Below are 10,457 nucleotides of genomic sequence, written 5' to 3' on the forward strand. Positions count from 1 at the left end.
CCCACGACCGCGACCCGCGGGCCGGCCGGCAGCGGCTGGTAGGCCAGCAGCAGCGCCGTGTCGAACATCTGCGGCACCGTGCCGACCCGGATCACCCCGGACTGCTCGAACAGTGCCTGCACGCTCGTCGACAACCCGTGAGCCGCCGGTGTCACCGAGCAGCGGGCCCGCAGCCCGGGACTCCGCACCGACGTCCGGCCGGGGCCCGGACGTCTCGAGCCGCTCGATCTGTTCGAGGACTCGACCGACCGTCTGAGCGAGCCCCGCGCCCACCTCGGCCTGCCGGACGAGCTCCCGGTCCACCAGCCCCGCCCGCTCCAACCATTCCCGGCCCTGGGGGTCCGGCCAGTCCTGCTCGACCTGTCGAGCCAGCCGGCCAACGTCCGACGCCAGGTCGCGCAGCTCGGCGGCCAGACCCTCGAGCCACCGTTCCAGACCGGCCAGCGCGTCGACATCCACGACCGGGCCGTCCTCCGCAACGGTCACGACAGCCCCCGTTCGGTCAAGGAGATGTCGCGGCCCAGGTCCCTGTCCACCGTCTCGAACTCGATCGCCGCCGACCTCAGCGCCCTCGCGAGATCGGCCAGTTCCTCGGCGGCGCGGCGCACGGTGGTGGTCAGGCGGTCCAGCTCGGCCAGGACGGCCTCGCCACCCGCCGATCGGCGGCATGCCAGCACCGCCTCGCGATGGGGTGTGGACTGCGGCCGGAGCACCTCGGCGAGCTCTGCGGCTCGGGTGGCGTGGGCCCGTAACCGATCAGGATCGAGTTGCACGGTCGGCTGCATGCCCAGATCCTCGCCGACCGACTCTCTCACCGAGGCGAAACGCGAAGACTGCCCGCCTCACCGAGCGAGAACGCCAGACCTGTGCCGTCACGTCCGTCAGCGCGGCGGGACCCCGCCGACTCCCGCACGCAACCCGTCGATCCACGCCCGAATCTGCCGGCTCCCGCACGGGACAACCGCGACTCGCGCACGGAGAAACCCCGACTCGCGCGCGGGAGGACCGCGACTCGCGGATGGAGGCTTGCCAGTTCGCGGCGGGAGTAGGGCGGCTCTCGTGCGGGAGGGCGCGAGTCGCGGGTCAGCTCGCTGCGGCGACGACCTCGGCCAGCCGGACCGCCGTCGCGGTGGCCTGCTCGATGGTCGGCGCCTCGACCATCACCCGCACCAGCTGCTCGGTGCCCGACGGGCGCAACAGCACCCGACCGGTGTCACCCAGCTCGGCCTCCGCCGCAGCCACCGCCTCCTGCACCGCCGACGACGCCGCGACGGCGGCCCTGTCGGCGACGGCGACGTTGTGCAGCACCTGCGGCAGCGGAGTGAGCACACCGGCCAGCTCGGCCAGCGACGAGCCGGTCTGCGCCATCCGGGCCATCAGCCGCAGCGCGGTGAGCAGGCCGTCGCCGGTGGTGGCGTGGTCGGGCAGCACGACGTGTCCGGACTGCTCGCCGCCGAGGGTGAAACCCCCTGCGCGGAGCTCCTCGAGCACATAGCGGTCGCCGACCTTCGTCGTGCGGACCGCGACACCGGCATCCCGCATGGCCAGGTGCAGGCCGAGGTTGCTCATGACCGTGGCGACGACGGTGTCGGACGCGAGCTCGCCGGCATCACGCATCGCCAGCGCGAGGATGGCCATGATCTGATCGCCGTCGACGTCGTTCCCGCCCGCATCGACGGCCAGGCAGCGGTCGGCGTCCCCGTCGTGGGCGATACCCAGGTCAGCTCCGTGCGCGACGACCGCCTCGCGGAGCGGACCGAGGTGGGTCGACCCGACCCCGTCGTTGATGTTCAGCCCGTCCGGCGCGGCGTGCAGCGCGATGACCTCGGCCCCGGCTTTGGCGTAGCAAGCCGGGGCGGCGGTCGATGCGGCGCCGTGGGCGCAGTCGACGACCACGCGCAGACCGGCGAGCGGCTGCGGCGTGGAGACCAGCAGATGCGCGATGTACCGCTCGACGGCGTCCGGGAGATCGCGGACACGGCCGATACCCGCGCCGGTGGGCCGCGGGGCCGGGATGTCGAGACTCTCCTCGATCGCCAGTTCCACCGCGTCGGGCAGCTTGTGCCCGCCCGCGGCGAAGAACTTCAACCCGTTGTCCGGCATCGGGTTGTGCGACGCCGAGATCATCACACCGAGATCGGCGCCGAGTTCACCGACCAGGAACGCGACCGCGGGAGTCGGCAGCACGCCGACCCGCAGCGCATCGGCCCCGGCCGACGCCAACCCGGCGACGACTGCCGCCTCGAGCATCTCGCCGCTGGCCCGGGGGTCCCGCCCGACGACCGCCAACGGGCGGTGCGAGCGATCCCCCTCCACAAGCAGACGAGCCGCGGACGCGGCCAACGACAGCGAGAGCTCTGGTGTGAGCAGCTCTCCATTGGCCAGTCCGCGGACTCCGTCCGTACCGAAGAGGTGACGCATCCTCCGGCGGGTCAGCGCTTGCTGTACTGAGGCGCCTTACGGGCCTTCTTCAGGCCGTACTTCTTGCGCTCGACGGCCCGCGGGTCACGGGTGAGGAAGCCGGCCTTCTTCAGCGCCGGGCGGTCCTCCGCGTCGGCCTCGACCAGCGCGCGGGCGATGGCCAGACGCAGAGCGCCGGCCTGGCCCGAGGTGCCGCCACCGGTGAGGTTGGCGAAGATGTCGAACCGCTCAGTCTTCTCGACGGTGACCAGCGGCTCCCGGATGAGCTGCTGGTGCAGCTTGTTCGGGAAGTAGGTCTCCAGCGACTTGCCGTTCAGGGTGAACGATCCGGTGCCCGGCATCAGCCGGACGCGGACGATCGCCTCCTTGCGGCGGCCGACGGTCTGGATCGGCCGGTCGATCAGGACGGCCGGGGTCTCGGCCACGTACTCGTCGTCGGCCGGGAGCTCGGCGTCGAAGGCCTCGGCAGCCTCGAACTCGGCGGCCTCGGCCTCGACGCCCTCGGCCTCGACGCCCTCGTGCTCAGGGGTGGTCACGGACTGTCCTTCTTCCACTGGCTCTGTGCTGCTCGCGTCAGGGGTGCTCACTGCGCGACCTGGGTGATCTCGAAGGTGGCCGGCTTCTGCGCGCCGTGCGGGTGCGTCGGCCCGGCGTAGACCTTCAGCTTCTTGGCCATCGCGCGGCCGAGGCGGTTCTTGGGCAGCATGCCCTTGATCGCCTTCTCGACCAGCCGGTCGGGGTGCTTCTCGATCATCTCGCCGACCGAGCGCTGGCGCAGACCGCCCGGGTAACCGCTGTGCCGGTAGACGAACTTGTTGTCGCGCTTGTTGCCGGAGACGGCGATCTTCTCGGCGTTCACGATCACGACGAAGTCGCCGGTGTCCATGTGCGGGGCGTAGGTGGGCTTGTGCTTGCCGCGCAGCAGGGTCGCGGCGTGCGTGGCCAGCCGGCCGAGCACCACGTCGGTGGCGTCGATCACGTGCCAGGCGCGGTTGATCTCGCCAGGCTTGGGGCTGTACGTGGGCACGGATCTACCTCGTCGTTCTCGGGCTCGGGAGCTGCCTCTGTCGCGCGGTGCGGTGGGCGCCAGGCCCCCCGAGAAGAACCTCGAGTACCTCGAGGGGGCAAGCGTGCCGCCGTGAAGCGGCCGCGGGTCTCCACCCGCCGCACATCGAGGTTCGAGAGTACCTGCCGGGCCGAACCGCGGTCAAAACGCCCCCCGGATCGGCCCGCGAAGGCACCCCCGAACCCCGACGGCGTCAGTGCCAGCGGCGGGCGTTCAGCTGCTCGACCTGCTGGTAGCTGTCGTTCGCGGTGCCCAGGGCGACCCCGATGCGCGCCAGCACCGCGGCCAGATCGGCTGCCGCCGTGTCCCACTGCCGCTGCCGGGCCTGGTAGTCGGTGGCCGCCTGACCCTCCCACGTCGCGGCCAGCGGCGCCAGGAACCGCTTGAGCTCGTCGAGCCGGCCGGCGATCCGGTGTGCCGTACCCGCGACGTTCTGCTGGGCGACGGCGAGCTCACCGAAGGCCACCTTGATCTCGGACATGCCCGCCCCCTCAGCCCAGCGCCGACCGGATCGCGGACAGGCCACCGGCCTGCTCGCTCTCGTGTTGCTGGTACGCCCGCCCCGACCCCTGGATCGCCTCGCCGATGGCGCGCAGCGCCTCGTTGAGCGACCGAGCGTTCGCGTCCCAGCGAGCCATCAGCCCTGCGAACGCCGTCGACGCCTCACCCCGCCACGCGCCCGCCAGCGGGGCCAACTGGCCACGCAACGTGGCCAGGTCGTACTGGACGGTGTCGTTCACCTGCAGCACGTGCCGGCCCGCCCGGGCCATCTCCTCGGTGGTGGTACCGAATCCACCGGCCATACCGATCACCCCTCACGTCGTCGTCGGACATCCGGGGCGAACGCTCCCAGCGCGGTAGCGCGCCGTGGGGCGGTTCGGCGGGATCGTTCACGCCTGTGAACGATCCCGCTCAGAGCTGTTTGCCGAAGCAGATGCTGTGTGGCTGGCCCGCGTAGTACCCGTACTGCGGGATCTGCTCGTACCCCTCGGTCGCGTAGAGCTTCAGCGACTCCGGCTGCTTCGTCCCCGTCTCGAGGATCACCCGCCGGTAGCCCGCGGACCGGGCACGCTCCTCGGCGCCCCGCAGCATCACGCGGGCCAGGCCCTGCCGGCGGTGCGGTGCGCGCACGTAGAGCCGTTTGACCTCGACCCATCCCGGCTGGTCGTCGACCCCACGCATGGCCACCGACGCGACGGCGTCCGCACCGCGCCAGGCGATGAGGAAGAACCCCCGGGGCGGGGTGAAGTCGGCCGCGTCGACCGGGGACCGGTCCTCGTCGCCGTAGCGGACGACGTACTCGGCCTGCAGTTCGGCGATCAGCTCCTGCACGATCGTCTCGTCGTAGCGATGCTCGCGGATGTCGAGTACATCGGTGGCCACCGGCCCGTGCCCTCCTGGTCCTGCTCGGGTTCGTCAGCCTCGATCATGCCCTCGGGCCGCGGCGCGGGACCCGAGAGCCGGGTCACTCAGGACCGCCGCAGCGATCCGACGACCGCCGCGCAGGCCGCGTCCACCCGGGCCGCTCCGGCCGGGGTGTGCCGGCATCCCACGCTGAGCTGGGCACCGCCGTCGAGGACGACGAACCAGTCGACGACCACGCCGTCGGCCATCGCCTGCCGGTAGCCGATCCCCATCCGCCCCGCGAGGCGTGCGGCCGGGTCGAAACCGGACAACGGGGCGCCACCGGCCACTGCCGCGTCGTACTCCGCACGCAGTTCGGCCAGTGCGCGGGCGGGTTCGGCGGCGGCGTCGTAACCGAGGTCGGTGCGCTCGATGGAGATCAGGTCGCTGCCGTCCGGCGCCTCTGCCGGGGTGATCAACGTGCGCCGCCGCTCGGGCAGGCCCCCGGTGTGCTCCCAGCCCGCCGGTAGCCGGAGCCGGTATCCGTACTGCACGAGCAGGCCGGCCGCCGTGGCCTCCGCCGCCGCACCGGCCGCCGGGGGTTGCGGTGTCAGCAGCCCGCCGGCCCCGATGAGGCCCCCGACCAGAGCGACGCCTGCCAGGCCGGTGAGGGCGAGCCGGACCGGGTGCCGGGGTCGGACGGGGACGGGCGGCAGGTAGCGCGCCGGGCTCGTCCCGTCGGATGCCATCCGGGCCCATGGTCGCGCGGTGGCCGGCAACCCGGCGGAGGACGACCCGTCGCCTGGCGGCGCGGTGACCGGAGGCCGCCCGGTGGACGTCGCGGCCCCCGGCCGCGCGGAGGGCGGCCCGGCCGTGCGGGTCCCCGACGGCATCATGATCGTCGATCGGGCAGCCGGTGCCGCGAAGCTCGCGGCCCCGGACGCCCAGTTGCCGATCATGCCCGGCTCGTCCAGCGCCGCCAGGACCGCCGCGACATCCGGTCGCTCCGCCACCGTGACCCGCCGGACCTGCGCGGCGTCGAGCAGCTCGGCCAGCAGCGGCATCCGCGCCAGCCCGCCGATCAGCACCACCTCGGTGTACGCCGGGTCCGGGGTCAACTCGCGGACCGCATCGACGACTGCCTGGAGCGGACCGGACAGGGCCCGCCGCAGCCGTTCGGCGTCCAGCGCCACCCGGCGCCCGCCGAGTCGGGCCGACGCCGTGGGGAACAGCGACAGCCGCTCCCGGACCCGCCGGGCCTCGGCCAGTGCCGCTGGCCGGTCCCCGGCCCCGGGCGCCGGTTCGAGCAGGTCGAGCGTGATCCCGTCCAGGCGGGCGCCCCCGACGTCGCAGAACCGGCTCGCCCGCACGCTCCCGGCGTCGATCAGGCTGAGTTCGGTGCCGCCGTGTCCGGCGTCGACGACCACCCGCGGACCGGGCCCGCCCACGGGCAGGGCCGCCGGCAGTGCCCGGACCCGCGCGGCGCGGTACCCCGCGTGATGCGCCCAGGCCGCCGCCCGTTCGGGCGCCCACGACGAGGGGTGCAGCAGCGTCAGCTCGAGCGGAGGCTCCTCGAGCAGATCGGCCAGTAGCGACGCGACGCCGGGGGTGGTCCCGGGGGGACACTCGACCAGCAGCCTGGCCATCCCGCCCGGATCAGCCCCGGCGACCCGGGTGGCTCCGGTCCCGGGCTGGACGGCGATCCGCCGTGGACACCCGGTCACCGCGCGGCCCCGCCCGGTTCAGCCGCCGGGCCGACGTCGGCGACCGCGGACGGCCCGACCGAAGGGCCGTTGCCAGAGCCCGCGGACGGCCCGACCGAAGGGCCGTTGCCGGAGTCCGCAGCCGGCCCGACCGAAGGGCCGTTGCCGGAGTCCGCAGCCGGCCCGACGGGACCCGGGCCGGCCGGGCCGTCGGACTCCGGCGCAGCCAGCCAGGCGAGCTGGATCCGCCGGGCTCCACGCCGGCGGTCCACCAGCGTGCCCCGGCCGGGCGGCAGCGGCGCGGGCTTGACCGACTCCACCAGCGCCCCTTCGTCGGGGCTGCCGTTCATCACCAGCCCCGGTGCGGCCAGCTCCCGCAACCGGCCGAGCAGCGGGTCGAACAGCGCCCGGCCCGCGCCGCCGCTGCGCCGCGTCAGCACCACGTGCAGCCCGACGTCCTTGGCCTGTGGCAAGAACTCCAGCAGCGGCAGCAGCGGGTTCGGGACGGCGGAGCCCGCAGGTGCGACGAGGTCGTAGTCGTCGATCAGCACGTACACCTCGGGGCCGGACCACCAGCTGCGCTCGCGCAGCTGCCGGGACGTGACGTCCGGACCGGGCAGCCGCCGGCGCAGTGAACCGGCCAGCTCGCGGGCGGCGTCGGCGGCCGCGTCCGGTGTGCTGGCGTACCCGATCAGGTGCGGCTCACCGAGCGCACCGAGCAGTCCTCGCCGGTAGTCGACGACCACCAGCCGCGCGCGCTCGGGCCCGAGCCGGTCGGTCAGGCCCCGGGCGATGACCCGCAGCAACGTGGTCTTGCCGCTCTCCGCATCGGCGAAGCAGAGCAGGTGCGGCTCGGCGGCGAAGTCGAGCTCGACCGCGGACAGCCCGTCCTCGTCGACCCCGATCGGCACCAGGGCCGGGTCTCCGGCGGGCAGCCGGTCGTAGTCCAGCCGGGTGGGCAACAACCGGACCGGGGGGACGCCCGGCCCCTCCCACGCTTCGGCGATCGCCGGGACCAGCGCCGACGGGTCGCCGGCGGCCAGCCGCGGGGCGGCGAGCACCATCGCCGCCCCGTCCGCCAGCCCGTGCCCGGCCCGTGCCGGCACGGCTGCCGCCCGGCGGCGATCCACCTCGGACTCCGACGGCTCACCGAGCCGCAGCTCGACACGGGAACCCAGCAGCTCCTTCACCGCCGGGCGCAGCTCGCTCCAGCGCGTCGCGGACAGCACCAGATGCACCCCGTAGGCGAGGCCCTGGGCGGCCAGCGGCAGCAGCCTGGCCTCCAGGTCCTCGAAGTCTCCGCGCAGGGTCAGGTAGCCGTCGAGGACCAGCAGGAGGTCCGTGGCCGGTTCATCGCCGAAGTCCCCGGCCGCCCGGCGGGACCGGAACTCCTCGACCGACGCCAGCCCGGCGTCACGGAACAGCCGCTCGCGCCGGGCCAGCGCGGCGGCCAGCTCGGCGACCGTGCGCCGCACCAGATCGGGCTGCTGCCGGTCGGCGACCGTGCCGACGTGCGGCAACCCGGCCAGCGTCGCGAGCCCACCGCCGCCGAAGTCCAGGACGTGGACGCCGAGCTCGGCCGGGGTGTGGGTCAGCGCGAGGCCCAGCACGAGGGTGCGCAAGGCCGTCGACTTGCCCGACCGCGGCCCGCCCGCGACGGCGACGTGCCCGGCGGCGCCCGACAGGTCGACGACGAGGGGGTCACGCCGCTGCTGGTAGGGCCGGTCGATCAGGCCGATGGGAACCCGCAGCGTTCCCGGCGGGCCACCGGTCGCGGCCAGCCCGCGCTCGGGCACGTGGCGGACTGCTCCGAGCAGCTCGTCCAGCGGCGGCGGGGTGTCCAGCGGCGGCAGCCAGACCCGGTGCGCGGGCGGCCCCAGTCCGGCGAGGCCGGCCAGCATCGTGTCGAGCACGGTCGGCGGCTCGGCCCCGGAAGAACCCGGCTCCGCGATGAACCGCCCGGCAGCGGACGGCCCGGCGACGGGCGCCCGGACCGGGCCGGCACGGAACGGGTACACCCGGCGATCCCCCGGTGCGGCGGTCACCGGACCACCCGTCACCGCAGGCCCCGAGACGTACGCGGCGCGGAAGCGCACCAGTTCGTCGGTGCCGGTGGCCAGGAACGCCGACCCCGGGGCCGGCGGCAGCTGGTGGGCGTCGGGCACCCCGAGCACCGCGCGGGACTCAGCGGCGGAGAACGTGCGCAGCGCGATCCGGTAGGACAGGTGCGACTCCAGCCCGCGCAGCCGCCCCTCGTCGAGGCGCTGCGAGGCGAGCAGCAGGTGCAGGCCCAACGACCGGCCGAGCCGGCCGATCGTGACCAGCAGGTCGATCAGCTCCGGACGCTGGGCGAGCAGCTCGGAGAACTCGTCGACGACCACCAGCAACGCCGGCAGCGGCGGCAGGTCCGGACGGGCGCGCCGGGCGGCCGCATAGTCGGCCACGCCGGCCAGGTTCCCCGCCGCGCGCAGCAGCTCCTGCCGCCGGGTGATCTCCCCGGCCAGCGCATCGGCCATCCGGTCGACCAGGGTGAGCTCGTCGGCCAGGTTGGTGATCACCGCCGAGACGTGCGGCAGCCCGGCGAGACCGAGGAACGTCGCCCCGCCCTTGAAGTCGACGAGCACCAGGTTCAGATCGGCCGGGGAGTGCGTGGCGGCGAGCCCGAGGACCAGCGTGCGCAGCAGCTCGCTCTTGCCCGAACCGGTCGCACCGACGCACAGCCCGTGCGGGCCGCTGCCGCCCTGGGCGGACTCCTTGAGGTCCAGCAGCACCGGTCGCCCGCGCTCGTCGACGCCCACCGGCACCCGGAGCCGATCGGTGTCCGCCCGCCGCCAACGGGCCCGCAGCGCCTCGACCTGCTCGGGTCCGGCGCGGCCCGCCGCGTCGACGCCGAGCAGCGCCGGGAGGCCCGCCGGTTCCCGGAGTCCGCCGGCGTCGGCCGGGTCAACCGCTCCGGTAGGCCGGTAGCGGGCCAGCCGGCGGGCCAGCGCCCGCGCGTCGGTCACCGTCAGCGCGTCCGGCCGTCCGATCCAGCTGATCCCCTCGCGCTCCGGATCGCCCTCGACCCGGCCCAGCCGTTCGGCGCCGACCGGCAGCCGCACCACCGTCGGCGTCGGCCGCCGTCCGGGCGGAGCCCCGACCCGCAGCACCGTCACCCCGGCCACCCCCGCCCACGGGCCCGGCCCATCGGCCACCCCGTCCACCACGACCAGCAGGTGCGGCTCGCCGATCCCGGGGCCGGGGCTGCGCCCGGTGAGCTCGGCGATCCACCAGCGGCGCACGTCGTCGACGTCCGCGGTGATCATGCGCAGGGGCCCGACGGCGTCGCGGCGACGCGGGTGGGCGACGTGCGGCAGCCACTTCACCCACTCCCACTCCGCCGCCGGCGAGGGTGCTGCGACGACGGCGAGCAGCGCATCCGCCGGGCTGTGCCACAGCGCGTACTGCGCGACCATCGCGCGGGCCAGGTCCCGCGCCGGGCGGAGGTCGCCACCTGCGGTGTCGGCGCAGTCGGTGCTGTCGGGTTCCAGCCACACCGTCGAGCTCGACCGCAGCGACAGCGCCACCGGCAGGTCCGGCACCACGGCGTGGCCGAGCAGGAACCGGCGCAGGGCCAGCGCGGTGATCGGTTCGATGCTCTCGACGGGGCCGGTCTGCGGGGCGGCCAATCGGGTCGCCAGCCGCTGCGCACCGCAACCGACCCGTAGCTGCCCGAAGTCCGGATCGGCGCTGCGCCGCTCCCAGAGCCGGCCGGCGGCGAGCACCGCGGGCCAGGCCGTCGGCTCGGGGTGCACGGTCTCGAGCGCGGCCCGCTGCTCGGTGGCGATGCCCCGCACCCGGCGGCGCAGCAGCCCGAGGTAGCGCAGATAGTCGCGGCGGTCCTCGTCCAGGGCCGCGGCCCGGTTCGCCCCGCCGCGCCTATC

9 protein-coding genes are annotated in these 10,457 nt (G+C 74.7%); all 9 read right to left on the reverse strand.

Annotated features, from left to right (window positions below; genetic code table 11):
- Nucleotides 1-482: 482 nt before the first annotated feature.
- Complete coding sequence (locus HF519_RS27475) at nucleotides 483-785, reverse strand: WXG100 family type VII secretion target (RefSeq protein ID WP_169415895.1); 303 nt, start codon at nucleotides 783-785, stop codon at nucleotides 483-485.
- A gap of 298 nt (nucleotides 786-1,083) precedes the next feature.
- Nucleotides 1,084-2,421: a phosphoglucosamine mutase gene (gene glmM / locus HF519_RS27480; protein WP_169415896.1), complete on the reverse strand. Its 1,338-nt coding sequence runs from the start codon at nucleotides 2,419-2,421 to the stop codon at nucleotides 1,084-1,086.
- An 11-nt stretch (nucleotides 2,422-2,432) separates the two neighbouring features.
- Complete coding sequence (rpsI, locus tag HF519_RS27485) at nucleotides 2,433-2,957, reverse strand: 30S ribosomal protein S9 (protein ID WP_312860390.1); 525 nt, start codon at nucleotides 2,955-2,957, stop codon at nucleotides 2,433-2,435.
- 47 nt (nucleotides 2,958-3,004) lie between these two features.
- The gene (gene rplM, locus HF519_RS27490; RefSeq protein ID WP_169415898.1) at nucleotides 3,005-3,448 is read right to left on the reverse strand and encodes a 50S ribosomal protein L13; all 444 of its coding nucleotides are present in this window, start codon (nucleotides 3,446-3,448) and stop codon (nucleotides 3,005-3,007) included.
- A gap of 232 nt (nucleotides 3,449-3,680) precedes the next feature.
- Nucleotides 3,681-3,968 (reverse strand): WXG100 family type VII secretion target, encoded by a 288-nt coding sequence (locus HF519_RS27495; protein WP_169415899.1) that lies wholly within the window; start codon nucleotides 3,966-3,968, stop codon nucleotides 3,681-3,683.
- A 10-nt stretch (nucleotides 3,969-3,978) separates the two neighbouring features.
- Complete coding sequence (locus tag HF519_RS27500; RefSeq protein ID WP_169415900.1) at nucleotides 3,979-4,290, reverse strand: WXG100 family type VII secretion target; 312 nt, start codon at nucleotides 4,288-4,290, stop codon at nucleotides 3,979-3,981.
- A 109-nt stretch (nucleotides 4,291-4,399) separates the two neighbouring features.
- Nucleotides 4,400-4,870, reverse strand: a complete 471-nt coding sequence (locus HF519_RS27505; protein WP_312860391.1) for a GNAT family N-acetyltransferase — start codon at nucleotides 4,868-4,870, stop codon at nucleotides 4,400-4,402.
- Between the two features lie 86 nt (nucleotides 4,871-4,956).
- Entirely contained in the window at nucleotides 4,957-6,477 is a 1,521-nt protein-coding gene (locus tag HF519_RS27510) for a type VII secretion-associated protein (RefSeq protein WP_169415901.1), read from the reverse strand.
- Between the two features lie 74 nt (nucleotides 6,478-6,551).
- A partial coding sequence (eccCa, locus tag HF519_RS27515) for a type VII secretion protein EccCa (protein WP_169415902.1) occupies nucleotides 6,552-10,457 on the reverse strand: 3,906 nt, incomplete at its 5' end.

Origin of the sequence: Pseudonocardia bannensis (genome assembly GCF_012911875.1) — a bacterium.
Classification (GTDB): domain Bacteria; phylum Actinomycetota; class Actinomycetes; order Mycobacteriales; family Pseudonocardiaceae; genus Pseudonocardia; species Pseudonocardia bannensis.